34 protein-coding genes and 2 tRNA genes are annotated in these 23,427 nt (G+C 56.1%); 3 read left to right on the forward strand and 33 right to left on the reverse strand.

Translation table 11 applies throughout. From position 1 onward, the window contains the following. Window position 1 precedes the first annotated feature (1 nt). The 4 genes from ACT3RW_RS08405 to terL form a co-directional block, all read right to left on the reverse strand. Window positions 2–1,174 (reverse strand): hypothetical protein, encoded by a 1,173-nt coding sequence (locus ACT3RW_RS08405; RefSeq protein WP_444613445.1) that lies wholly within the window; start codon window positions 1,172–1,174, stop codon window positions 2–4. Window positions 1,175–1,343: 169 nt separating this feature from the next. Continuing rightward, a complete protein-coding gene (locus ACT3RW_RS08410) occupies window positions 1,344–2,396 on the reverse strand; it encodes a phage minor head protein (protein ID WP_444613446.1) in 1,053 nt (350 codons plus the stop codon). 14 nt (window positions 2,397–2,410) lie between these two features. Then, window positions 2,411–3,964, reverse strand: coding sequence for a hypothetical protein (locus tag ACT3RW_RS08415; protein WP_444613447.1), 1,554 nt, complete (start codon window positions 3,962–3,964; stop codon window positions 2,411–2,413). 18 nt (window positions 3,965–3,982) lie between these two features. Next, on the reverse strand, window positions 3,983–5,488 hold the full coding sequence (gene terL / locus ACT3RW_RS08420; protein WP_444613448.1) for a phage terminase large subunit: 1,506 nt from the start codon (window positions 5,486–5,488) through the stop codon (window positions 3,983–3,985). Between the two features lie 237 nt (window positions 5,489–5,725). On the opposite strand from terL, the gene ACT3RW_RS08425 reads away from it, so the two are divergent. Further along, window positions 5,726–6,403, forward strand: a complete 678-nt coding sequence (locus ACT3RW_RS08425) for a DUF3800 domain-containing protein (RefSeq protein WP_444613449.1) — start codon at window positions 5,726–5,728, stop codon at window positions 6,401–6,403. A gap of 375 nt (window positions 6,404–6,778) precedes the next feature. Here the strand turns inward: ACT3RW_RS08425 and ACT3RW_RS08430 are convergent. From ACT3RW_RS08430 to ACT3RW_RS08460, 7 genes are all read right to left on the reverse strand, one after another. Further along, window positions 6,779–6,851: transfer RNA gene (locus ACT3RW_RS08430), tRNA-Trp, on the reverse strand. A 154-nt stretch (window positions 6,852–7,005) separates the two neighbouring features. Further along, a tRNA-OTHER gene (locus tag ACT3RW_RS08435) sits at window positions 7,006–7,062 on the reverse strand. 212 nt (window positions 7,063–7,274) lie between these two features. Then, window positions 7,275–8,081 (reverse strand): hypothetical protein, encoded by an 807-nt coding sequence (locus ACT3RW_RS08440; RefSeq protein ID WP_444613450.1) that lies wholly within the window; start codon window positions 8,079–8,081, stop codon window positions 7,275–7,277. Beyond that, window positions 8,078–8,701: a hypothetical protein gene (locus ACT3RW_RS08445; protein WP_444613451.1), complete on the reverse strand. Its 624-nt coding sequence runs from the start codon at window positions 8,699–8,701 to the stop codon at window positions 8,078–8,080. The genes ACT3RW_RS08440 and ACT3RW_RS08445 overlap by 4 nt, the downstream gene beginning before the upstream one ends. Window positions 8,702–8,710: 9 nt before the next feature. After that, window positions 8,711–9,043 carry a hypothetical protein gene (locus ACT3RW_RS08450; protein ID WP_444613452.1) on the reverse strand — a complete coding sequence of 111 codons (333 nt, stop codon included), beginning with the start codon at window positions 9,041–9,043 and terminating at the stop codon, window positions 8,711–8,713. Continuing rightward, entirely contained in the window at window positions 9,040–9,738 is a 699-nt protein-coding gene (locus ACT3RW_RS08455) for a hypothetical protein (RefSeq protein WP_444613453.1), read from the reverse strand. Before ACT3RW_RS08455 ends, ACT3RW_RS08450 begins: the two co-directional genes overlap by 4 nt. After that, window positions 9,728–10,024, reverse strand: a complete 297-nt coding sequence (locus ACT3RW_RS08460) for a hypothetical protein (RefSeq protein WP_444613454.1) — start codon at window positions 10,022–10,024, stop codon at window positions 9,728–9,730. Before ACT3RW_RS08460 ends, ACT3RW_RS08455 begins: the two co-directional genes overlap by 11 nt. A 118-nt stretch (window positions 10,025–10,142) precedes the next feature. Between ACT3RW_RS08460 and ACT3RW_RS08465 the strand changes: the two genes are divergently transcribed. After that, complete coding sequence (locus ACT3RW_RS08465) at window positions 10,143–10,403, forward strand: GlsB/YeaQ/YmgE family stress response membrane protein (protein ID WP_262197694.1); 261 nt, start codon at window positions 10,143–10,145, stop codon at window positions 10,401–10,403. 54 nt (window positions 10,404–10,457) lie between these two features. Here the strand turns inward: ACT3RW_RS08465 and ACT3RW_RS08470 are convergent, their stop codons facing one another. The 22 genes from ACT3RW_RS08470 to ACT3RW_RS08575 all read right to left on the reverse strand — a co-directional run bounded on the left by ACT3RW_RS08470 (window position 10,458) and on the right by ACT3RW_RS08575 (window position 22,712). After that, the gene (locus ACT3RW_RS08470) at window positions 10,458–11,042 is read right to left on the reverse strand and encodes a hypothetical protein (RefSeq protein ID WP_444613455.1); all 585 of its coding nucleotides are present in this window, start codon (window positions 11,040–11,042) and stop codon (window positions 10,458–10,460) included. Window positions 11,043–11,080: 38 nt separating this feature from the next. Continuing rightward, on the reverse strand, window positions 11,081–11,326 hold the full coding sequence (locus ACT3RW_RS08475) for a hypothetical protein (protein WP_444613456.1): 246 nt from the start codon (window positions 11,324–11,326) through the stop codon (window positions 11,081–11,083). Window position 11,327: 1 nt separating this feature from the next. Continuing rightward, window positions 11,328–11,705, reverse strand: coding sequence for a hypothetical protein (locus ACT3RW_RS08480; RefSeq protein ID WP_444613457.1), 378 nt, complete (start codon window positions 11,703–11,705; stop codon window positions 11,328–11,330). Next, window positions 11,698–11,913 carry a hypothetical protein gene (locus ACT3RW_RS08485; protein WP_444613458.1) on the reverse strand — a complete coding sequence of 72 codons (216 nt, stop codon included), beginning with the start codon at window positions 11,911–11,913 and terminating at the stop codon, window positions 11,698–11,700. The genes ACT3RW_RS08480 and ACT3RW_RS08485 overlap by 8 nt, the downstream gene beginning before the upstream one ends. Window positions 11,914–12,084: 171 nt before the next feature. Continuing rightward, window positions 12,085–12,492, reverse strand: a complete 408-nt coding sequence (locus ACT3RW_RS08490) for a hypothetical protein (RefSeq protein ID WP_444613459.1) — start codon at window positions 12,490–12,492, stop codon at window positions 12,085–12,087. A 108-nt stretch (window positions 12,493–12,600) separates the two neighbouring features. Continuing rightward, window positions 12,601–12,786 carry a hypothetical protein gene (locus tag ACT3RW_RS08495; RefSeq protein ID WP_444613460.1) on the reverse strand — a complete coding sequence of 62 codons (186 nt, stop codon included), beginning with the start codon at window positions 12,784–12,786 and terminating at the stop codon, window positions 12,601–12,603. Between the two features lie 104 nt (window positions 12,787–12,890). Beyond that, a complete protein-coding gene (locus ACT3RW_RS08500; protein ID WP_444613461.1) occupies window positions 12,891–13,283 on the reverse strand; it encodes a hypothetical protein in 393 nt (130 codons plus the stop codon). A 131-nt stretch (window positions 13,284–13,414) separates the two neighbouring features. Next, window positions 13,415–13,825: a hypothetical protein gene (locus tag ACT3RW_RS08505; RefSeq protein ID WP_444613462.1), complete on the reverse strand. Its 411-nt coding sequence runs from the start codon at window positions 13,823–13,825 to the stop codon at window positions 13,415–13,417. Further along, a complete protein-coding gene (locus ACT3RW_RS08510) occupies window positions 13,822–14,802 on the reverse strand; it encodes a hypothetical protein (protein ID WP_444613463.1) in 981 nt (326 codons plus the stop codon). Before ACT3RW_RS08510 ends, ACT3RW_RS08505 begins: the two co-directional genes overlap by 4 nt. A 2-nt stretch (window positions 14,803–14,804) precedes the next feature. Continuing rightward, entirely contained in the window at window positions 14,805–15,062 is a 258-nt protein-coding gene (locus tag ACT3RW_RS08515; protein WP_444613464.1) for a hypothetical protein, read from the reverse strand. A 306-nt stretch (window positions 15,063–15,368) separates the two neighbouring features. Continuing rightward, complete coding sequence (locus ACT3RW_RS08520) at window positions 15,369–16,010, reverse strand: DUF6349 family protein (RefSeq protein ID WP_444613465.1); 642 nt, start codon at window positions 16,008–16,010, stop codon at window positions 15,369–15,371. Beyond that, entirely contained in the window at window positions 16,007–16,918 is a 912-nt protein-coding gene (locus tag ACT3RW_RS08525; RefSeq protein ID WP_444613466.1) for a hypothetical protein, read from the reverse strand. The genes ACT3RW_RS08520 and ACT3RW_RS08525 overlap by 4 nt, the downstream gene beginning before the upstream one ends. A 163-nt stretch (window positions 16,919–17,081) precedes the next feature. Further along, window positions 17,082–17,450, reverse strand: coding sequence for a hypothetical protein (locus ACT3RW_RS08530; protein WP_444613467.1), 369 nt, complete (start codon window positions 17,448–17,450; stop codon window positions 17,082–17,084). Further along, window positions 17,450–17,737, reverse strand: coding sequence for a glutaredoxin family protein (locus ACT3RW_RS08535; RefSeq protein ID WP_444613468.1), 288 nt, complete (start codon window positions 17,735–17,737; stop codon window positions 17,450–17,452). Before ACT3RW_RS08535 ends, ACT3RW_RS08530 begins: the two co-directional genes overlap by 1 nt. A 216-nt stretch (window positions 17,738–17,953) precedes the next feature. Next, complete coding sequence (locus ACT3RW_RS08540; protein ID WP_444613469.1) at window positions 17,954–18,436, reverse strand: single-stranded DNA-binding protein; 483 nt, start codon at window positions 18,434–18,436, stop codon at window positions 17,954–17,956. 2 nt (window positions 18,437–18,438) lie between these two features. Next, on the reverse strand, window positions 18,439–19,668 hold the full coding sequence (locus ACT3RW_RS08545; RefSeq protein ID WP_444613470.1) for an AAA family ATPase: 1,230 nt from the start codon (window positions 19,666–19,668) through the stop codon (window positions 18,439–18,441). A gap of 75 nt (window positions 19,669–19,743) precedes the next feature. Then, window positions 19,744–20,619: a hypothetical protein gene (locus ACT3RW_RS08550; RefSeq protein ID WP_444613471.1), complete on the reverse strand. Its 876-nt coding sequence runs from the start codon at window positions 20,617–20,619 to the stop codon at window positions 19,744–19,746. Between the two features lie 25 nt (window positions 20,620–20,644). After that, window positions 20,645–20,884 carry a hypothetical protein gene (locus ACT3RW_RS08555; protein ID WP_444613472.1) on the reverse strand — a complete coding sequence of 80 codons (240 nt, stop codon included), beginning with the start codon at window positions 20,882–20,884 and terminating at the stop codon, window positions 20,645–20,647. Continuing rightward, window positions 20,881–21,726, reverse strand: coding sequence for a hypothetical protein (locus tag ACT3RW_RS08560; RefSeq protein WP_444613473.1), 846 nt, complete (start codon window positions 21,724–21,726; stop codon window positions 20,881–20,883). The genes ACT3RW_RS08555 and ACT3RW_RS08560 overlap by 4 nt, the downstream gene beginning before the upstream one ends. A 146-nt stretch (window positions 21,727–21,872) precedes the next feature. Next, window positions 21,873–22,073: a helix-turn-helix domain-containing protein gene (locus tag ACT3RW_RS08565; protein ID WP_444613474.1), complete on the reverse strand. Its 201-nt coding sequence runs from the start codon at window positions 22,071–22,073 to the stop codon at window positions 21,873–21,875. Then, entirely contained in the window at window positions 22,066–22,350 is a 285-nt protein-coding gene (locus ACT3RW_RS08570; RefSeq protein WP_444613475.1) for a hypothetical protein, read from the reverse strand. The genes ACT3RW_RS08565 and ACT3RW_RS08570 overlap by 8 nt, the downstream gene beginning before the upstream one ends. 41 nt (window positions 22,351–22,391) lie before the next feature. Beyond that, complete coding sequence (locus ACT3RW_RS08575) at window positions 22,392–22,712, reverse strand: helix-turn-helix domain-containing protein (RefSeq protein ID WP_444613476.1); 321 nt, start codon at window positions 22,710–22,712, stop codon at window positions 22,392–22,394. A 233-nt stretch (window positions 22,713–22,945) separates the two neighbouring features. Here ACT3RW_RS08575 and ACT3RW_RS08580 point away from each other — a divergent pair, with 233 nt between their 5' ends. Next, on the forward strand, window positions 22,946–23,425 hold the full coding sequence (locus tag ACT3RW_RS08580) for a hypothetical protein (protein ID WP_444613477.1): 480 nt from the start codon (window positions 22,946–22,948) through the stop codon (window positions 23,423–23,425). The last annotated feature ends 2 nt before the right edge of the window (window positions 23,426–23,427 follow it).

The following is a 23,427-nucleotide window of genomic DNA, read 5'->3' on the forward strand; positions in this document are numbered from 1 at the left end:
CTTAGAGTGCGTTGATGATGTCTTCGTCGGAGACAGAAGTCTTCGACTCGGTGATGGTCTGGGAGCCAAGTCCGCGTGGCTGGCCTGCACCTTGGTCGGCTTCGTTCTTCGCTGCAGCTTCGGTAACTTCTGCACGGAACTTGTCTGCGTCGAAGTCGTCCGGGGTTGCTGCGGATTCGGCCAAGCGGGTGTAGAGCGCTGGTGCGTCTTCGCCGAAGGCTTCTACGACGATGCGCTTGGCTTCCGCGATGCGGTTCGCGGTGGCTTCGGTTGCACGCTCTGCGGCTTCCTGTGCTCGTTCGTCCTTTTCGGCCTGCAGTTCTGCTTCCAGCGCGGTGGCCCGGCTGGCGGACTCGCGCAGGTCGGCGAGTTCCTTGTCATCAATGGTTGCCATGGTGGCTTCCTCCTGATTTTCGGTTACCCCAGCCGGGACCGGCGGGGAGATTACGGGGTCGTATTCGACGCGTCGGCGTACCTCAACTGGGTCGCCGGTGAGGGTAACGTTCACACCGGTCAGCTCATAGGCCTGCCGGAAGTATTTGTCACCAATTTCGTAGTAGACGTAGGTGTCGTCGTGGTCAGCTACCCAGGCATAGTTGTCGTGGGATCCGCGTATGGTGGCTTGCAACCACATGCGCACGTCACTGGCTGTTGCTTCAGCGATGATTGACCGTGACTCAATGGCCTTGGCCGCTTCTAGGATTTGGTCGACTTTTCCGCCACGGCCTGCCACGGTCACAAGGTCGGCACGGTTGAACGGGTCGGGAATGATTCGTTCAACGACTTTTTGCCCGGTCTCGTCCGTACTAATCTCTGCGCTGGCGAAGATGCTGGCGCCAATGTGTTCGTGGAAGTCTTCGACAAGGTCACGCCATGCGGAAGCTACTTTGGCTTCGGCCTGCAGTGCACCGCCTTCGCCGATGTATGCGTCTTCGTCGAGGACGATGGCAAGGTTTCGTAGGGAACCTTCGGGGCGTTCCATCATCTCGGTGGGTGTGTCGTGGTCGATCATGCCCAACGTGCCACGAGGGAACGCACGCTCCTGAGCGGCGGTTGCCAGCACCTCTGGGGTGTAGCCACCACTGGATCCTTGACCCGGTGTGATTAGGGTGAGCAGGATGCGTCCGGGACCGCGCCGGGTTGCGGTGGCCGCTTCACGGATTCTTTTAGGCACGGGGCCTCCTATAATCATGGTCATGGGGTTAGACAACGCGAATGACACACCAGGTGAACCGGGGGCATGCCCGGGCCATGAGTGGCGGGTCGGCAAGGTGTACTTGCGTCCGACTGGCGGATCCATGTCGGTTGTCTGTAAGTGGTGTGGGACGGTGCAGTATGAGCCGTCACGAAGCGATGGCTTGTAGGTCTCTTACTGGGGTTTGTGTGTAGGAGTCTCGCCATGCGTCTGATTTGCGGAGTGTGGCGAGGTCTTCCCAGTTGATGGCGCCGTCTGCGAGTAGTTGCATCCGGGTTGGCCCCATGATTGCTAGCTTGGAGTCGTCGGTGAGTCCGTCGTACCAAGTGCGTGCGTCGGGGAAGGTGTCGGCTGGTTCGTCAATACCTGTGAAGCCAAGCTCAGCCCACGACTTAGTAATGTCGATGCGTGCACACCGGCCGTTCTGATGATCAATCGGTCCGAACTCGTCCACCGGGTACAAGGTGCCATGCTTCGATAGGCAGGACGGGCACGTGCGCCGATCTAACGTGCACTGCCACTTCCAACCAGTCAGCAAGTCAGTGTTGGCTTTCGCTGCAGTCTGAGAACCTCGCCGATGCGCATCCAACATCTCAGTGCGGGCGATCCTGGTTGCACGGGCTAGTCCACCGTTGAAGTGTCCTTCGGTAGCTTTCATCAGCTTGCGGGCCACTTCACGAGGATTGTCACCGACTGCTATGCCTCGCACCAGTTCTTGGCGCATCGCTTGAACAACCCACCCAGCCAACGGCTTGCTTGCCGCATGAATCTGTTGGGTTGTGCGGGTAACGATTGCATCCAGTGCTTCCGGCGCGGGTGCATCCAAGTTGAATGACACACCAGCCTGGTCCGCTGGTAGCTGTGACTGTAGGACTGCTTGGTGGGAGCTCACAGCGTCGAGGACTGCGTCAGCGAGACTGTTTTCGATGACCTCGTTCGCTCCACGTGTTAGCTCATTGAGTGTGGCTCGTGCTTGCCGGAGAGCGGACTGTAGGCGCCGGTTACGTGCGACTACTGCACGGGGCAACCGGTCAGGCGCACCGTGCAATAGATCCATTAGGGCTTCGTTGAATAACGGTGTGAGTGAATCCCACGCGTCAACCCATGACCGGGTTAGTGCTATGACTTGTTCGTCGGTCATGCGTTGCAGTCGCCGGCGTGTGTCGGCGGCTATCAAGAGTGTTTCGTCTGTGACAGCCACCAACATCACCGCCTTTATACTTCTTCTGCTGGGTCTTCGCCACGGCGGAATGCATCCACAGCGGCTTGACCGGCAGCACCAATCGGGTCAATGAAGTTGCCGTCTTCGTCCTGCAGTTCAGCCAACCATTCGTCAACATCACGCACGTTCAACGCACGCATGACCAGTTCAGCAAGAAGCAACGGTGGGATGTGACCGTCTGCCTTTTCCAAGGCTTCCATCATCGTCTTAGCGTCGATCTTGGAGATGTCCGGGAACGTGATCGTTAGCGTGCGGTCTTCCTCGTTGTTGAGGATAGTCTCTAGCCGATCACCGTCACGAACAGTCTTACCTTGGCCACGCAGTAACCCACGCGGTGCGATGACTGCTTGGTCGATGACGTACCCGAGGATCTGACGGCGAGCTTCACGCCACACGTCCTGTCGGACCTGCATGGTCAGTTCGGTTGGCTTGTCCAATGTTTCCGCTACAGCTCGTGCACCGGTCTGGCCGGGGTCAGCCAACAGCATGGTCACTGGGATGCCCAGTGCCGTGGCTACCATGGCAGCCAGTGGTTTAGCCGACTCGGAGTCGATGGTCGCCCCAGTCTTAGGGATCGCTTCCAGCTTCGTGTCGTCCGTAGCGTTCACACTGCCACCAGCTGTCATGCCCGGAATCTTTTCCAGTTCACGACGGGCGTTAGCAGCAGTACGTTTCCCGGACTTGCCGACGCGTTGCCAAACAATCTTGGACAGCGCATTCATCATGACAGCCCATGATTCAAGGAATTCCTTGTACCCGCGAGCCCACGGGATTGCTGCGTATGCGTCGCCGATACCGTACTGCCAACCGGTGAGGGCGTTGACCTTCACATGGTAAATCGGGGCATCCCACACGATTTCGTACTGTTCGTTTGAACCGGCTGGCCGGTAGAAGCGTTGGCGCATCTGTGGGCGGTAGTCGTAGCGCGGATGGTAGGTGATGACTTCTTGTTCGTCGCCTGTGGTGGTGCGCCGGTTGTAGACCCGCTTGTAATAGCGGACTGTCAACGAGTCTTCAGGGTCAGTGACCTGTTCTTGGATTTCTTCGAACTGGATCACTCGCGGCTTCACACGCCCAGTGAGTGGGTTGGTGAAGAGTGCGAAGAACACGTTGCCGTCAGTTCCCAAAGCGAGCTCGTTGCGGGCCTGGGCTTGCGGTCCTGCGAACACTTCGCGTACTTCCGGGTCATCCAGCCACGTTTGAACGATGTCGTTGACTTGGTCGCCGGTGGCTGTGGTTCCTACGCCCTGCCCGAAAACATATGCTGCACGCAGTTCTAGCCCACGCTTGATTAGCGGGTTAGCAATCGCGAATATGCGGCATAGTTCAGCGTTGCGACGCCGTGCCTCTGGGGTGATTTCTCGTTGTCCGTCCTGCAGGATCCGTTCCCACCCAGCGTCTTCACGCGCTAACGACAATTGGGCCATGGACTCGGTGAGGTTCTCGATCTTGTGTTCGAGTGTGCCCACGGTGCCTACAGGGACTGTCTCAGTTGCTGTGGTGGTGTCTGATTCTTGGGTGAATCCAAGCCAAGTGCGTAGGCCCATGGGTGACACCTCGTTTCGTTAGTACTGGGATAGGTAGTAGCCCTGTTCGTCCAGGACGTCGTATTCGTCAGGTTGGACTAGTTCGTCTTCGACACTGTCTATTCGGTGTAGGAGCAATTGGTTGACTGCTTGGGACATGGTGTCTAGCTGGTCATCGTTGGCGCCTGCAGGGAAGGACAGTGCTTCTTGGGTGAAGTGTTCTATCCACGGGCATAGCGTCGTGGATGGGAGCACAATGTTCTTTGAGAACGCCAATGGTGAAACGGCGGATACGCGAGCGTATTTGGATCCGACTGGTTCAACTGGGATTAGGCCGATGATGGTTTGTTTGAGCGAGTTCATCACTGCTGGGCCGTTGGCTTTGTCTTCGACGAGTTTCGCGGTGGCTTCTGGCCATTTTGCTGTGAGCGCGGTGATCGCGTCACAGGTCTCGTTGAAGTTCATCCGCCGGCGCACCTGGTCTAGCAGGTAAGCGATATTGCCGACGCGCAGCCAGACTTGGCCAACAACGTAGTCGCTGGTGTTCTCACCCTTGAATGCGAGGTCCCATGACTGTATGAGTTCGTGATCGTCGCGGTCGATGCCGGGCACTGTGTGCCTGCCGTCGGGGTGTTCGATCCAGAGTGGTTGGTCGTAGCGTTCCCACTCTGTTGGTAGTACGCCGCCGTCATCGAGTGTTGGGTTGCCTTGGTAGAGGGATTGCCACACTTTGGGGCCGACAGATACTTTGATCTGTTCCCACTGCATCGGTGTGCGTTGGCGGGCTGATTCGAGCCAGTCACCGGGTTTGCGTCCTAGCGGGTCGCCTTCGACAGCTTCGGCAGGAATGTTGAGTACAGTCCATCGGTCAGCGTCTTCACCAGCGAGCAACCGTCCGGCAAGGTCATCGGCATGCCAGCGAGTCAGCACAAGGATGACTGGAGCCCCGGGTGCGAGGCGCGTGATACCGACTGACTGCCAGAACCCCCACGCTTGCTCACGATAGGTTTTCGAGTACGCCTGCTCAAGGTTGCTGATGGGGTCATCAATGAACAACGCATCAACAGCACGACCTGTTAGGCCACCACGAATACCAACTGAGCGGACGCCACCCTTGTTGGCTTCGAGCTTCCAACGTCGTGCAGCACCGTTGTCTTTGGCAACACGTAGCCCGAGGTCAAGGGTTTCGTCATCACCATCGTTGGATGCGATGTGGTTTCGGATGTTCCTGCCAAACTCGTCAGCGAGGTCTTGGGCGTAGGAAACAATAGCTATACGTCGGTCAGGGTTACGAGTTAGGAACCAGAGCGGACCAATCGTCGTAACGCGGGTCGATTTCCCCTCCTGCGGTGGAAGGTTGATGATCAGCCGGTCAATCTCCCCCGCTTCAACCTTCACCAGATACTCGTCGATCAGATCCAACGCGGGAGTCTGCAGGGTGGTCGGCTCGATAGCCTTAGCCAGCTGTCCTGGAGTCGCCCAGTCATGCTCCGGTACCTCGAACATGCGGGCCGCGTACTCCGCCCAATCAAAAGCGGCAGACACAACAGCACCTCCGTACCTTTGCGACTAGCCATTTAGGCAATTCTCTAGGGGCTTAATTGAAGCGGTTATCCACAGGTAAACTTTCAAAAACAATCAAATTTTTATCAATTTGGACACCAGCGGAATCCAATGCGGTAATTTGCGTGCTGCTCTGTGGACAAGGATGTGGCAAGGACGTACAAAAAGTCACCCATTAGTTCGACACACGTGCCATGATTAAAGGATCAAGCAGTACAGGTGCATGGCAACAGGGGGAAATACTTGCACATTTTCATCGATGATTCCGGTGATGGTGGATTCAAATTTGACCGCGGGTCATCAAGCCATTTGGTGATGGCAGCTTGCATCTTTCGGGACCCGAAAGACATTGAGCATCTCAAAGCGTGCGTTGATGGTTGCGCTCAACGAAACCGCCAAGTCCATGAATTCAAGTACAACAAGACCAAAGATCGCATTAAGGACTGTTTTTTCGAATGCACTAAAACGGCTACTTATGACGTTCGAGCAATCGTTATGGACAAGTCAAAGATCTACAGCGAAAAATTACGTGCCGAACCTGCTGCTTTGAAAAGTTACGCAATTCGGATGCTCTTATCACGAGGGTTCGGAACCATTTATGACGCCAAGGTAATCATTGACGGACAGGACACCAAAGGCTTTGGCATGTCAGATTCCGCTTATGTCATGCGCATGGCGAATTCGGGGCAAGATCGTCCAGTGATTTCCTCGGTCGGATTCGGAGATTCAAAACAAAATCGAGGTCTGCAGCTTGCCGACATGGTTGCGGGTTCCATTAACCGGAACTTTCGAACCGACCGGCCCCACGATAAAAAGAAGTCTTCTCATTATCAGATAATCAGGCCACGAACTTACTACCCGAGCGGAACGGTCTGGGACTTCACGAAGAACATATAAGTTCGGCCCACCATCCTATCTACCAGAGTTGGTAGCACGCGCACCATACGGTGACTATTCGGACGAGTGGGCCTCGGTGATTACAGTCTTGCATACGCATACGACAGAATCCAGTTTTATTTGCCCTATGTGGCATATTTGACGGCGGTACGTCCGCGGTGGTTTCCAGTGAGCCTTGGCCGCATGGGGTCCGCTTGTCTGCGCGGGCGGTTTGTCGTGCACCTGGTCTTGTTGTGTTGTCGGCTTGTTGGCCGCCGTCAAGTTTGTGTGGGGCAGATCTGGATACCCGTTCGAACTTTTACAGTTTCGGATCTTGTCCAGTCTTAGCGCCCGTCGCGACTATTGGAGTCGTGCGGGTTGGCAGGGACCCCATCGCGCCACCGGCAGGGGTCGAACCTGCACCAACCGGTTTTGGAGACCGGCGCTCTACCATTTGAGCTACGTTGACTTGCCCGGTTTCAGGTCGGCACCGGGTAGCCGTTGTTTCCCGTCGCGTCTCCGCGATGGTCACCGTGTGCCGCTATATGCTCACGGGGCCAATAGGTTTGGCAACCAGATAAGCCCTCCTAGGGGTTCACCTGCATCCTTTGTCGGGTAATGCGTGCGACTGGCAGGAGTTGCACCTGCGCACCTTGGCTCTACTCCTGAGCTACAGTCGCTCCCCTGGGTCTCGTGTACCCGGGGGCTATTTGGTTGTGCGTGCTGGTGGTGCCGGTCTTGGCAGGCTGTGTCTACGCCTTGGGGGTACGTAGTCCTGCTCTCAGCGTTCTTATTGTCGATAAGGTTCTCCACCCGCTGCGCAGATCTTCACTGATTACAGTTCTTCGATCTTGGCTTTTAGCCTAGTGACACTTCCACGGTTTTGCAACTTCTACGCGCATATTTTGCTTGCAGTGCTTGCACTTGTTTGCAGCACTTTGAGTACTTCGGCTGGCGAGTGGCCCTCCTGCCGGGTTTTGAGGTCGCATCGTGGGTGGAGTTTGCCTCGGTGCACCCATTGTCTGGCGGTAGCGTATTTAATCGGGTAGCCGGCATCTTTCAACGCCCGGACTACGACGGCGAGTGGTGCAACATGGTGCCAGGCTTCGGCGAAACGTTCGGTGATGCGGTCGGTTAGGTCGTGTTCGCGGTGGCATTCTTTACATCGGCCTGTGGTGGCTGTTTCGTGGCCTTCGACAATGCCATCACAACGGGTGACAGTACCCTCGGTGTTCAGGTTGAGGGCCCCACACTCCCCCAGTGGTCGCTTCACAAGTGGCCTGTCTGCTGCCGAGAGTACACGCCGTTCAAGGCCCCGCAACTCTAGATAAATGTCGGCAACGTAGTCGCGCTTGCGTAGATGGGTGGCCATGGCCCGCAGGTACTCTGCAGAGTGGAACGTGGTGGTGAAGATCCGCAAGCGGTTCGGTTCCTCCCGTCCGTTCACCCAGTGGGCTAGCTCAGTTAGCCGGCGTTCGTATTCACCAAGCCGTTCAGCCATGTCCAGATTCAACGGTGCACCAGGCGCACTCGTTCCCGCAGAACCGACACGTGGCTGCACACTCATGTTCGACAGTGTTGCCTGCGCTGTCCGTAACGTCGCAGAAACACGATCCAACACTGCACGGAATCGGGCGTCGCACTGGTTACAGAGGTACAGGCCAGCAGCGGTCGTGTACTCACAAACGAGACAGGTCATTTTCCCTCATTCCATCGGGCGGTTGCTATGAAACTCCGCCCGCTCATTTCCCTGAATATGTCTTGGTAGTTCGCTAGGCTTTCCGCGAGCTTCGAGCGCAAGTCATCATCAATCTCAGAGTTCTGCAACAACCTAAGATTGGAAATGCTGACAGAGAGCCATTCGGCTACAGGCGCATGAGCACGAGACAACACGTCCACAGACTTCGCCTCACCTGCCATCGCATCTATCGATCTCTCGTAATGCATGGCTGTGATTCCGTGCGTTATTCCTAAATAGTCACCGATGCCCGGATAATCTTCTTCGCTGAGATTGTCGCAGAGGAACATCAAAGCTATCCGTGCCTGCGCAATCAAATCAGGAGTTTCTTTCTCTAGGCCATGTTTCGTCACCAGTTGCCCAAGTGCTTCAATTGGACGGTTCCAAAGCCCACGGCGTTCCTGCGCCTCCGCTTTTTCTGCCGCTTCAATGGCCCTAATTTCCGAAGCACTAGCTCTGAGTTCTGCCATGACCGCCCGTTTCTCAGCTCCACGCGCAAGAACGTGGCTCCGCCATGTAAATATGAAGCTCCCAATCGCAATAGTCAGGGCACCCAGCGCGATGACGTTACTCGTTTCCATGCTCTAATCCTATTCGCCTTGGTCGAGTACTGATCTATGCAAATCTAGCCTTCGTGGGGTGTTGTTGCCGGCAATGGTGACGGGTTGGTCTGGGCTTAGGTTGGCGGTGATGAATGTTCCTGCGCTGAGCAGTTCGATTCGGAAGGCGGGTTCGCCAAGGCTGTAGGTGGGGTGCGGGTCGCAGAGACTGGTGTCTTCGATGAGGTTCAGTTGGTGGTCTGCTTTGACCAGACGCCCGGTGTGGGTGATGGTTTCGCGGGTTTCTGGGTCGAGTATTTTGTAGCTGATGGTTTTGCCGAGGTCTGCGCCGGATAGGTATTTGGCTTCGCGGGTGGTGGTCATGGTGTTCCTCCGGTGAGTTGGCGTAGGGCGTTGGGGACGATGGTTGGGAGCATGTCGGCTTGGATCTTGGAGAGGTTCAACGCGGCGAAGATCTGTTTCAACGCGACAACAACTAGTTCTGCTTTCTGCTCTTCCAGTTCGATGCGCCGCTGCTCGATACCAGCTTTCAAGGCCATGGTGGTGAGCTTGGCGAAGTGCTCACGCTCTTTCGTGTAGAGCGTGTACCAGGTGTTGAATCCTGCTTCCTGGACGGTCATATCGACTGGCCCTTGGGCACCGATACCAGCTTCAGTCTTTGTTATCCCCCATACAAGTTCGTTTGGTTCGATCTCTGCGACTTTGGTTCTGAGCCATTGGACGTGTGCGTGGCTGATCCGGATCTCTTGGAGCAGTGCTTGGGCGGGGTCGATGTCAGGGTATTTGTCGGTGATGCCGAGTGTGCCGACTTGTTGGGTTAGTTCTTGTTGCGCGATGCGTTGCTCAGCCGCGGCCTTAGCCTTAGGGCTGTTGCCTCCGTGTCGGCCGCAGCGGACCCCGCCTGGCACAGGGCTTGATCCGCAAGCTTCGTCCTTCCCGCGTTTCTTCGCCCCGCAGATTAGCTTCCCTTCGCGTTCCTGTCCTGGCGCGAATTGGGGGTCGCCTTTGTATCGTTTGATCGCTTTGCCCAGGTTCTCAGCGGTCACTCTAACGACCATCGGCTGGTTCCTCCTTGTACTGTTCTGCGAAGTCGGTTAGCCAGTCCGTCGGGTTGTCATCGAGGGTCATATTGCGGATACCTTCGGCCGCTTCATTGAGCGCTTCTGCTTTCGCTTCGGCGCGGACGGTTTCAAGCCAACGGTCGAAGTCTGCGCCCAAGTCGGTTCGTTGCTTCACGCTCGGCAACGGGTAGTGCCCGAGTATGCACGCCTCTCGCACCTGCTCAGTTGTCGGCGTGTATTCCCTGCCGTGGTAGGTGGCAGCGTGCTTCTCATTAGCGCTCATGGGAATCTTCTCCTATGTTTTTGATTAGTAATTTCTGTGCTTCGACCTGTATTGTTTTCCCTTGTGCATCTCAGTCCTGATGCTGAACGAAGTCACTCGATCCCAACAGGAGGAAGTTATGGGTTTCATTGGTTGGATTGTTTTAGGCCTTATTGCTGGTGCGATCGCTAAGGCGATCAAGCCTGGTGAGCAGGGTGGCGGCTGGCTCGCTACCCTGGTGCTTGGTGTTGTTGGTGCCGTTGTGGGTGGTTGGATCGGCTCCGCGTTGTTCAACGTGGATATCAGCTCGTTCTGGTCGCTTTCGACTTGGTTGCTGGCCATCGGCGGCTCGCTGATCGTCCTCGTTATCTGGGGACTGATCACACGCAAGAAGGCGTAATTTGCGCGACAGAACGGGGTCTTACCTTTCGAGGTGAGGCCCCGTTCGCTATGCCTAGGCATCGTTCACCTCCGGGCGGTCGATGTTCAGCGTGTACTTATCCGCTAGCGACCAGGCGCGGTCGGACTTTACGACCAATCCGACGAACGTTTCATCAGGTGCAAGCTTCCAGCACTCGTGTTCTGGTTCTTCTTCCCAACTGATCACCTGCACCTGTGCCGGGAGTTCTTCCACGCTGCTCACTACCGGCTGGGCGACGGTGAGGTGGTTATCTACTGACTGCGCGTCCACCTGTTCCCTCAGGCCATCGACTGCCCGCTTAGCGACTTCAGCTAGGTCATGCCATGAGTGCGAGGTGAGCGGTTCTGGTTCACCCTTTAGCGCATTCGCGGTATCGGTCAGAATCCGTGCTAGGCGCGTGTTGATTTCATGAAGCTCTTCTGTCGTGCCATCCGCTTCAAGGTAAGCGGTCAGGACTTTCCGTGTCGCGGTTTCCCACGGCTTACGTGTGGATGCCTTTAGCGACTTCCAATCAAAGCCGAGAACATCCGCAGCGGACTTGTGGGCTGTGATCGTCAGGAACAGCTCTTTGCACGCGAGGTCAAAAGCGTCCGGGTTTAGCGGGGGCTGGTTAGGCATTGTTTTCTCCTTGGTTGGTTCGTGCCATACGGTCGGGGCTAGTCGTCATCGCCGAACTCGTCATATTCGGCTTCCATCCCGTTTTCGTACATCTTCGCAAGCAGACTCAGGTCACCCTTCGCAATGAGGTCTTGGATGACCTGTTCAAATCCGGTCTCGGCGGTGTGCTGAAAGATTTGCCATGCGATCAGGCCTTGATTGTCGGGGTATTCGACGGTGATCTTGACTGGCACCTCTACGCCGTCGTTGGTTGTGGCGGTTCCAGTGATGTCGAAATTCTGCATGTTAGTTTTCTCCTTGGTTCGTAGTGCGGGCTTGCTTGTCCGCGTAGGCGATAGCTTCGGCGTGGGTGGGGAAATACTCGGGCTCCCCGTATTTGGATTCGATAGCCACCCAGTCATATCCGCCATCTGGCCGCTGATCCCATGTCTGGATGACAATGGGGCGACTCGGGTTCTCGATGTGGAATTTGTGAAGCTTGATGCATTCGACGCGGTCCACCCCGTCTGACCATGTGCCGTCAGCGAGACGGTAAGGGCCGGCGCGGTACTTGTACCCATCGCCCTCGCAGGTCTGGCAGCTGGTCGGCGTTTTCCCTAAGTGGTTCCGGTCGAAGTAGCCTTTGCCATTGCAGTCTTTGCATTCCTGTGCGTCCTCAGTCACGTTCCTCACCTCTTAGTCCTTCGTCGGCCAGCTTGCGAGTTTCACAGGGGTATAGGACGTATAGCGCTCCGTCGCGTCCGCCATCCTCGAAGCAATGAGCGCAGTAAACGGCGATTGCACCGGTGGGCTGATACGGCTTATGCAGTTCTTGGATCGCTACCAACGCGGCACGCATGACCGGGATCTTACGCAAACCGTTCTCACTCATGACTCGACCCTCTCCGTGTCGTAAGTGACATCGATGATCCGGTGATACTTGAATGGCTTCTCGCACCTGTAGCAGTCGGTTTCGTCTTCCTCCGCTGTGAACTCCCACGATTCACGAAACTGATACCCGCACCAAGGGCAAATGATTTCCTCGGTGTCCTCATGCTCAAACTCACTCATTCGGCTCACCATCCAGGGCATCACGGTAACGCTGAACAATGGCGACATTGTTAGGTGACCATGAAAGCTCGTTATTCAATGCGTGGACCCTTGCGACGGCCTGCTCAGCCTGTTCGAGGCGGTCCTTCATTTCTTGCGCCCGCTCCCACACAACTTCCCAGTCGCCATCTCCGTCCTCCGGGATGATGTCCTGCGAGTTGGTCAGTTCAACAAGGTTCTTACCGTCACGCTCGATGATTGTTCCAAGCAACCGGCAGGAACGCTCCGCCTTTTCGACACGGGACAGCAACGCGAGGACGGTTGCAGGGGTGACAATGTCGATATGCTCGCCGTCAGCCCATGCTTCACCAGCGGCTTCAACGGTCTCGCGCAGCTCAGTGATGTCTAGTTCTTGGCTCATGACCGTTCCTCGTTTTTTGTGTCTATCTCGGCTAGCCAGTCGGTTAGGCGGAGGATCAGGTGTTTCACGCTGGTGATGAATGCGTGGATGATTGTCATCACTCCCCCTTTAGACCAGGTAGATGCCGATAGGGAAGCTGTCGTAGTCGGGGTATTCGTGCCGGTAGTAGGCGAGCATGTCGCCTGAGAACGGTGCACACCAGTCACCGTCAGCGCTGTGCGCGTCAATGATTTCGGCGACTGAATCAGTCGGATACACACGCAACTCACGCTGCGTAATGGTGGTGGTGCTCATTTGGTTGACTCCCCATCCCCTGCCGGGTTGCTACCAGCAGGTTCTTGTTTACTTATCGACAGTTGCAACTCTAGCAACCATTGGTTGCAATCACAACCAGCAAATTATGCGTTCACCGGTTGAATGACCAACAACAGCTTTTCGGGTCCATACCCGCCGTGGTGGATGAATGGGCCGGCCAGGTGGGTGGTGTTGTCGTCCGGGATCAGCCCGTAGTCGACAAGGCCGTCGATCACGGGTTTTAGCGTGGGCATGAGGTTGTGCGGGTCATACTGCCGGCGCGTTTTCTTCCACACATACGCGTCAACTTGGACCCGCTGCAGCCCTTTCGGCAGCTTCTGGTGTCGGGCCATGATGTGTGCGCCGTTGCGCCAAGCCTGGGCGCGCTTGTTCCGTGGCGCCCAATGGAGATTCACATTGAGGTTGAGCCAGTCGGCGAGCTTGGGGAGTTCGAGCCGGATTTCGTCCGGGTTTTCGTTAAGCGGTTTACGTTCCATTCTAAGAGCCTCTTTCAGGGTCGGACGGGGAAACACCCATTCAGGGGTTGTTCGCTCGCCGTAGGGCGTGTTCTGCGCTTGCTGCGTGCTTATTCTGCGCCCGGTGATTGCAATGGTTGGCGCAAGTGGATTTAGAATGGGGCTACGCCCCGGGTTGTTGTTCCTGCTAGGCGGCTGGCGTTTTCTTGGAATTGGCGTTGGCCTTCGGTGTAGTGCTTGTCCCATCGGTCTGGGTTGCGTTGTCGCCAGCTGAGTGGGTTGGGGGCTTTGCCTTTGGGTGGTTCGAGGGCTCGCTGTCTGGCGATTTCACGATCGTATTCTTCGTTGATGATTTTTCGTACGGATGCTGGGTCGATTGCGGGGTGTTCTTTGCCGTTGATGCGTGGGCGTTCGTAGTAGACCTGGATTGCTGTGGTGACTTCGAGTGAGGTTTTGTTTCCGATGGTGCGGCCCCAGAGTTGGGCGTTGGGTGCGGTCATTTGGACTCGGGGGTCGATTCCGTTGGCGAAGGTGATGCATGCGCGAAGTTCTTCGGGGCTCATTGTTCGAGTTCACGTCCTTGGAATGGGTTTTGTGGGTTGGGGTTGTAGCCGCTCATTGCTTCGTAGCCGTTGAGCATTCGGTCGGTTTGCCGGTGTCCGGTGCGTGAGCTCGTTTGATTGTGGCGTTGTTGGTCGCCGAGTAGCCATGCTTGCCATGCTGCGGTCCAGTCGGTTTTGAATTGGTTTGGTCCGGCGACGGATCGGTAGTGAGCTTTGAATTTTTGGGTGGACGCTTGGGTGTTGATGTTGGGTGCGTGTTCGAGTGCCCAGGCGTGCATTTGGGCGTCGACCGTGAAGTTTGGTGGGAGTCGTTTTCCGACTTCTCCGTTTGGGTCTGGTTCGGTTTTTTCGCGTAGTGAGTTAACCCCAGATATTCCGTTAGGAATATCTGTAGATGTAGCTGTAGATGTAGGCAGGGCCAACTCTTGGTCAGCGTTTGGGGTAAACGTAGGGGTAACTGCAGGGGTAACGTCAAGGGTTAGCTCAGGGGTAAACCCTTGGGTAAATTCGTCCATGTTCCGTGCTGGGAGCTTCATCAGATCGAGTACTTTCTGATTCTCGAAAGCTTTCATTTCTGGGTATTCGCGGTGGAGTCGACGCAGCTCGTAAATGAAGATTTGTCGGATCTCGTTTGATGCGATGGCGCCGTAGGCATTCACCATGGAAACGGTGAGTTTGGGTTGCTTGAGCAGGCCGTCGTGTCGGCTGAATGAGCGGATCAGCACTTCTTCGGTATCTTCGTCGATGAAGATGAATCGTTCTGATTGAAGTTCTGCGCCGAGCCGTTCAATATCGCGCCGGGAGGTGCCTGCGGAGAATTGGGCTAGTCGCCCAGGTCTCCAGTCTGCGACTCCGGCGTAACTGAGTTCTGGGTGGGTGAGTATCAGCTCGTATAGCCATTGTTGGTCGCGGGTGAGGGTTCGCCAGTGGTCGTCTGTCCAGATGTTGGTGTTGATGTTGGCGCGGTCCCTTGCCATTGTTATTCCCCCTTTCCGATGTAGCTTGCTATGACGTCGTTTCCGGTGCTGTATGCGTCATAGTGTCCTGCGGGTCGGAATGCTGCGCGGACGCCTTGTTTGATTTGCCATGCCATGGTGGCTGCGGCGTTTTGTGTGCTGGCGGTGGTTACTTTGGCCCAGACTCCGGGGTTTTGTTTGAGGTGTTGCGCGAGGTCTGTGTGGGTGCGTCGGTCGCGGGTGTGGTCTGGTGCTGGACGGTATTCGAAGGCTTGTTTCAAGGTGTTTCACCCTCCTTGCTATATGTCATATTGCTATCGTAGCAAGCACTGGTAACGCAGAGAGCTACCAGTACTTGCAGTTCGTTTCACGCTAAAATTGCTGTCGCTGTGACTTATCGACTTGTCGTGTCCAGTGCCAGCCGCCGGCGTGTTCGTAGTATCGGACGTGTTCGGCGGTTGTTCTTTTTTCGGCGATGATTTCTGCTCGGAGTTGCTTGGCTGTGCGCTTGTCTGGTGCCCAGACTTTCTTGCAGTAGGGGTCTGGGCAGATGGGGCGTGGGGAACAATGCGGATGCGGTTGAGCGGTCATTTCTCCCCTTTTTGGTTGTGCTGCTTGCAGTCTTGAGTGATTGCCACTTGGTATCCTCCGAATTGGTTACCGCCGGGAACGTCACGTGTTGCTGTTCGGCTATTGCCTCGGCAGTCAAGCAGTGGTGCGCCGGTGACCATGAATTCCTTGGGGTAGTCATCTGGGAGGTCGAACTTCTTTTGGTAACCAACCGTTTTTCCCTCAAGGACCGGCAGATCCCGCCATCCCGGCCAGCAGTGATCCAGGTACTCGTGCACCGCGTCACTCGTGCTTACGTGAATCCCTGACCACCAATTGCACCCGCCACAGTAGACGCGGGATACGTGCCACTTCACGCACGAGCACCAATCCTCTACGTTGTGAGGGCAGTGAAGAATCGAGCTGAACTTTGCTGACTTGTGATCAGAGCCCACACCTGACGTTTCGTAATACGTCGCCCAGCCGACATAGGTTTTCCACCTGAAGCCACGCTTCTTGTGAGCTTCTCGGAACGCCAGCAACTGTTCTTCGAGCGCTTCAGGCGTTCCAGGATGGTGGAACGTTCCAGCGTCGATAACGGGTTTGAGAGCATCCAGCGGAATGACGGTTGGCTTGTGCGTTTCGATCAGATCGAAGATGTCTAACTGTCCGTCGATCATGCTGCAGCCTTGCCATTGAATCGGAGGCGACGCAGAAGATCCAAACGATCGAACCTTTCGAACCGCTTCTCCATAGACTCCACTGTCACCCCGAGACCAGTAGCAAGCCGGTCAATGGTCTCGCCCGAATCAGCAAAGAACTCAGCTTCTTCCAAGAACGCTTCACGCTTCGCATCAACCTTGGAAACGTTCTGAAGGTTGACCACCGGGCTATACGCCGGGTCATCGATCTGATCGTCATCCCACGCCATAGGAGGCAACCACCCATGGAACCGTGCGTAATTCCGTGCCCTCGTCGCAGCGCTCAAATCCTGCCAACTAGACGCCTGGTTCGGTTTGTCCCACAATTCCGTGTACAACTCACGAACCTTGAGGGCAGTCTTCACCGTGACCTGATCACGCTGAAGCAACACATGAAAATTCGAAGGGCTCACACCCAATCGAACAGCAAGACTCGAAACGCTCCAACCCAGAGTCACAAGCGCCTGCACACGACGGCGCGTACCCGTGGCATCAATCGGCCGGCCAGCGGACATGATGTCCATGCTTGGCTTCACCGCAAGAATTTTCTCCGCAGTGGAAGTCAGCACCCGGCCATAAGGGTCATGACCTCGCTCGCCCCGACCGTAAATCATCGCCATAATCGCTGACTTACTCACACCCGAAGCACTAGCTAACGCCCTGTACGAGACACCATTGACCCGCAAGAATTCAACATGCTCACGCACAGGCTGTGCGTCCACACGGTCAGCTTCCCTGCCGTAAAGACGGTCAAGCCTGCGCGACTTCTCATACCGGGTAGCAGCAGCCCTGCAAACCTCGCCACGGCACTTATGAATCAGATACATGTTCCGGGTGCCGTGCTCGTGTCGGGCAACTTTGCAGGCACATACTACGGTGCAGTTCATCGTCTTCTCCCAATTGCTTTTGCGTCGGATATGGATTGTGCTCGTGCTAGCTCTTCTAAGGTGAGTCGCTTGTAGACCGGTTGATCATTGGTGTGGCAGGAGCACTCTTGCTTTCGACTGCACACGTCGTATGGGGTCCAGCAGCAGTTACGTTTGCATGCGCTCATGATGCTTGCTCCAACCATCCGTCAGCCTTCACAAACCGCTTGCAGTCGTTGCAGTAGTAAGCCTTATCTGGTGCGTACCTGGCGTTTCTCTCTAGACCACACCGTTCGCACTCCCGGGAATGCTTCGTGTCCAAAGCCTGAACTGCTTGAAATTCAGCCACTGGCGACACAGCAACCACAACAACTGCGGTAGGCCAATCCCCCGGAACCTCACGTCCGAGACGAACCATCACGTCTGGCTCACCAGCGGTGATGACTCCGTGACGGCGTGCCACCTTTGGCAAATCTTCAATCGCTTCCGTGATCAATTCCTCTTGAGTCTGACCGCCGCCGATGACAGGCCAGACAGCTTGAAAGACACCCATTACGCTGCGTCCTCGTCTCGTACTAGTACAAAGTCAGTGATCTTTCCGGGCTGGAAACCGAACCAGTCAGCAACCAACATGTTGTCGTCGTCGTACACGGTCACATAAGGCATGGTCGCTGGTACGCCGAGCTCGTCAGCACGTCCACGAATAGCTTCAGCAAGCTCATGTGCGTCAGCTGCGTCTGCTTGAACTGTCACGTATTCGACGCTGGATTTGTCTAGGACCCGTTTGGTTCCTCGGCACTGCTGGCAGTTCTGGGTGGTGTACAAGGTGATGGTTCGCATTGGTTCTCCTGAGTGGTGTTGGTTGGGTGGCCTGGTCCGACTACTGGCCAGACCACCCTGTGTTTTACTTCGGGTTAGTGCTTCGCTGGAATCTCATAGGTGAGTGAGCACTTTTTGCAGATCAACCAACCGCACAAACGCTTTGTGCAGTGCGGGACTGAGTGGTTGGCTGCGGGGCGTTTACAACGTGGGCAAACTAGTTGCTTAGTCATTGGTTTAGAACGGTGGTTCCTGTGCGGGTGGGTTACCCCATCCACCGCCACCGCCACTGTTGTTCCAGCCAGCACCGCTGTTGTTGTTTGGTGTGCGTCCTGCAGCGCCTTCACCGTTTCCGCGTGCCGTACGAGTGACTTTCGCTGACGCGTACCTTAGGGATGGGCCGACTTCCTGAATTTCCAATTCCATGACAGTCCGGCGTTCGCCTTCTTTGGTGTCGTAGGAACGTGACTTCAAGAAGCCTGTCGCGATAACACGCATCCCCTTAGTTAGGGTTTCCGCAGCGTTCTCGGCTGCTTCCTTCCACACTGAACACCGGAGGAATAACGCTTCGCCGTCCTTCCATTCATTCGACTGGCGGTCAAAAGTCCGCGGAGTCGAAGCAATCGTGAAGTTAGCTACCGCGCTACCCGAAGGCGTGAAACGCAGTTCCGGATCCGCCGTCAGATTGCCGATTACAGTGATAAGGGTTTCGCCAGCCATGGTTAGGCCACCTCTCCGTCGATGATGGTGTATGCGTCTTCGATGTCGTCTCCGACTACTTCTAGCCAGATTTGGTATCCGTGCTCCTGTGCTGTTTCCTCGATCAGTGCGAGGCTGTCAGAGTCCAGCAAGGAACCGTCCTGAATGCGGATGACCTTTAGCTTTGGGTTCAGTGCGATGGCCATTGCCATGGATACGCGGATCTGTTCGGCGCTGGATGCTTGCTTGAACGGCACGCCCTGGTAGGTAACTCCGTCTTCGGTGAAGCCGAGGCCGTCCACTGGGAACGATGCACTTGCGAGGCCGTCGGCTTTGGTCTTGGCGATCTCGTCGAGCTTCACGGTCAGGGAATTTGCCTGTCCCTTGGCTGCTTCGTGCTGGAAAGACAGCGCACCACGTTCTTTCGCTTTGCGTACGAGACGGTTGGTGTCCTCTGCCCCGTCGATCTGGGACTGGATAGCGTCAAGGTCTGGGAGTGGTGGGAACTCAGAGATGATTTCCTCGGCCCTGGCGATGTCGCCCAAGGTCACGTCGAGGTTGCGCTGGACTTCTTTCATCTGCTGCTTGAGCTGTTCTACGTACTCACGCATTCCAGTCAGGTCATCCATGATTCGGTCTTGCTTCTGAGCTTCTTCCTGCACCCGCCGGTACTCTCCTAGCAGTTCGGAGACGCTGACTTCGTTTGCCGGCACACCCTCGGGCAGTTCACCGAACTGGGCTAGTGCGGATTCGAATTCCTTTACCCGTCGGTTCACTGCGGTGCGTTCGTCAAACGCCTGCTTGCGTTCGTCTTCCAACTGGTCCGGGTCAAACGGCAACTCCACCAGTTCCAAAAGCTGTGCCAGTTGCTTTTTGTCATCCAGCAACGTGAATGCGAGCGGATCCATGGACAAGTCACCCACGAGCTCGTCCAGCTTCGCCTGCGCCTTCGGGTACTTCGCGCCGTCCTTGCTGGTCAAGGTCAGTCGGGAACCAGATGGGGTGAAGACACGGGTGACGGTCAGTTCCTCAGTTTCAAGGACGATCTCTGCCCGATCTTCACCGTCACGGATTGGCTTAGGGGTGGTCTTGCTGTTGGCGCCACCAAGTGCTGCAGAGATGCTGTCCAAGACACTGGATTTTCCTTGCCCGTTCTTCCCGGCAACGATGACCAGGTTTCCCTCTGGATCTGGTTTGATCTCTACGTGCTTGGCACGCTTGTAGTTGGTTGTGGTAAGGCTGATGACCTTCATGATGTTTGACTCCTACTTGTTGTTGGTGGGTGCGCAGCCCGTAGGACTGGGCACCCACCGGGTGTTGGTTTGGTGTTACTGCTGGATGGTTTTGGATCCGGCTTCGGTGATCCGGTCCACCACCTCAGCCGGGGCGCCCTCGGCAACCGCACGGTTCCAAAGGGAAATCAAGGCGTCTCGGTCCCCCTCGGTCTGTGCAAGCTCTGCATCCCAGTCAGTTTCGAGAACCGCTGCTGGGCCGTCGTCTTGCATCTCGCCTGTCGATTCGTCTGCCACCGGTTCATCGACTGACTTCGGTGCTGGGTCAGGGTTCTTGGTTGCAGGCTTGCGAGTGAGCTTTCGTGTCTTCACCGGCGCTTCGGCAGGCTGTGTAGTCTCGCCCATGTCTTCCAGTTCCATCTCTTCGGCGCTGTAGGGCATACCTGCCAGCACGTCGGGGGCGATGACTCGGCAGGCTTCGGCCTGAGCCTTGGCAGTGAGCATGGCGATGGGGTCGGTCTTGTACTTCGCGTTACTCGTGTATCCGGCTTGAGTGGCACGCTGAATGGACCAGGTGAAGTCGCTCCAACGTTCCTGTCCTTTACGGCGTGCGCTGATGGTCACCGACTCGTTAGTGGCTTCGGTACGTTCCACTTGATGCCCTTGCGCCATGACCAGGGCGACCATGGTTCGGGCGTACATTGCTGGGCGACCGTGAACAACGAAGATGTTTGCGAGGGCGTTCATTGGGTCGAGGCCTACGGACTTGCCGGTGAGGATTGCTGCGGCTGCTGCTTCGGGCTTGCCCATGAAGTCCTTGGGAACGAATGCCGTCTTGCAGAGGGCGGTTCCGAGCTGGTGAGCTGCACCGAGTTCTGCAGCCCATTCAGCGAGCTGAATGGTTCCCGCGCTCGTTGGTAGGACTGCAGGGTTGGCGATTTCGCCGGCTGGGTTGAATGGTTGGATACTCATTTGGGTTGACTCCTAGATGTGTTGGTTAGGCTGCTCGGGCTTGTCGTGCCCGAATTTCGGTGATCATGTCTTGCAGGACCTTGACCATGTGTTCAGCGCTGTCGACTGGGATGATGACTTCGAATCCGGGACGATCCAGTTCGGGGAGGCTCCCCCACGTCCGGTTGTCATCGGTGGGTCCCATGTCGATAGCGATAGCTTCGTCCTCGTAGTAGAGGTCGAGCTGTTGGTCTTGAACTTCGCACTTGAACTTGTAGGCACTCATGCTGCGACCTTCATTTCGGTTGGGCGGTTGATCGGTTCGAGCTTCTTCTTGCCTCGCGCTTTCGCGTCCTCGTGGACTGCTTTGGCGTGGAGGAACTGTTGGAAGTGTTCGTCAATCTCGGCGGGAGACGTTGCCAGCGGGTAAAGGCTCGTACCTAGTGGGCTACCTTCGTACCGGGCGTTGATGCCTTCCCGGTCCATCGGTGTTACGTGAGCGACGAACGTCTTCACAACCTCAGGCATAGGGACTTCCTTGTCGCCGTCCATGTAGAACTCGGCACGGGAGTACGCTGCGGTCTGCAACGCGGTCTCGAAATACACGCCCTTGGACGTTTTCAGGTCGATCTGGATCAGCTTGCCTGCATCAATATCCGCTTGGGACATGAGCAGTGGCGACGTAGCCAGGAGGTCGACCTTGCCGGAGAACCAGTGCTCACGATTCGCCAACACAACTTCGACAAGTGCTGGGGTGATCTGCCATTCGTCCAAGAAGTCCATGTACCCCTCGACGAACCCCACGAGGTCCTCGGGTGCTTCGACTTCGCCTGTGGTGGCGAGCTTCTCAGCGAGGTCGTGCACCTCGGTGCCACGCTCTGCAGCGCTGTCACGCTCCTTGTTGGGTAGGGTCTGCAGGAACTTGACCGACTGCTCCGTGTCGCCGGAGAGTAGTTCGGCGACCTTGTCAGCGTTGGCAGGATCGGTAACCCATTTGGCGACTACGCCTGGTGCCCACCAGACCAGTGCTGGTTTTGGGATGCCTCCACCGAGGATGGTGGTTACGCCGGTGACGGGTCGGTTATCGAGCTTGTAGCGGTGTGATGCTTCGTTGAATGTCAGGCTCATGACCTATGCACCTATCTGAAAGTTGATGACTGATTCGATAAGGAATGCCGTACCGCACATCGCGATGATTCCTAGGCCGATCATTGAGACCAGCACACGCTCCCCCAGACTGGTGAGCTTCAACCCTTTGCGTTCCATCCACCGGCTCATGCTGCGTGCTCATGCCGGCGAAGGAAACGTTCGATACTTGATTCGCGGATTTTCCACGTACCGCCACGGTTGGCCGATGAATACTTGATTCCGACAAGGTCGCCACGGCGTAGCATCTTGCGCACCGTTTCCGGGTGAGACCGCAACCGATCTGCCGCCTCCGGAACCGTCAAAAGATCGTCAGTTTGTTTAGCCACGGTGGTCCCTCCAGGTCTTTCCGATCCACTCGTACTGGTGTCCGCTGTTGCGGGACTTCACTCGGCTGGTGGCGTTAGCGTACTTGGTGATCCATCCGCGTCGCTGCGCCGTAGTGAAGATCGAGCCGACCATGTTCTTGTGTGGCGCTGGACGCATCATTTCCTCGCGAAGATCGTCTGCTGTGAACCGCCGGCCTTGCGTGGCCCAGCGTTCAACGATGTCCAGTGCGTCTTCGCGCCATGTGGTGTCTTCGAGTGCCATTGGTTGTGCAGTCACCGGCGTGTCCTTTCGTCAGTTATTTGATGCAACCATCAGGCTTAGGCTGCGCAACTACTGGTTGCATTTTCAGGGTCAAAAAGTACGGTTACGTCTACGCCAATAACCTCCGCGATGCGTTCTGCGGTGTCTGGCTTGCAGCTGGTTTTCTTTCCGGATGCGAGTTGGCTAATGAACGCCTGGCTAATGTCAGCTCGCCTAGATAGTGACCGTTGTGTGATTTTGCGCGGATCGATTGGTGATCCGTTGCGGTACGCGTCCATGTCTTCTTTGGTGTAGATGAATGTTCGGAGCCGTTGGGCTGACGATAGTCGCATATAGGTTCCCTCCTGCCACTTTCGCTTGGTTCTAAATGGGGACATCTGCAAACCTTTCTAGTTATCACTTCTTGCAACTGCTGATAGCAATAGTATGCACTACTGGTTATCACTAATGCAATCTGTGGTTGCAACTTTTTGCACGGAACTACGACAATCCGCGGAAATTCGGGGTCAAATTGGTTATCACTTAGTGGCGACTACGGCAGAATTAGGGGTTATCAGGTAGAACAAGCGTCCGATGGCACGCAAACCAAACCCGGCAGAGGATTCAAACCATGAACACGAAACCAAACCAAGGCATTCGCGATCTAATCCTCAACAAGCGTGGAGATCGTAGCCTCGAATCCTTATCCAAAGCCTGCGGCGGTGTACCTACTCGCGCCAACCTTGATCGCCTGATCAATCGCCCAGTACTTAGCTGGCCAAAAGAGAACGCTGTCATCCTCGGACTTGCCCGTGGTTTGGGTGTCCGCGTCATTGACGTTGTCACCGCATACGCAGCGTCGCTCGGGCTCCCCGTTGAAACGGACACGTCGAACTTGACACTCCAAGGCGCCGGGAGCTTGCCAGAAACTTCACAACGAATCATTCGTGAGACCGCGGAGAACATGATGTGGTGGCAAGAGCAGACTTCAATTTCAGACAATTCGGAAGATTCTGACATTGGCGAAGTTCATGAGCTGTTCCCCGAAACCCGCGTGGCCGCGGATAAGGGTGACCAGGGTATCGACCCTGAACAGTTGCCAGAGGACTGAGC

The organism is Glutamicibacter sp. AOP5-A2-18 (genome assembly GCF_052446055.1).
In the GTDB taxonomy this organism is placed as follows: Bacteria; Actinomycetota; Actinomycetes; order Actinomycetales; family Micrococcaceae; genus Glutamicibacter.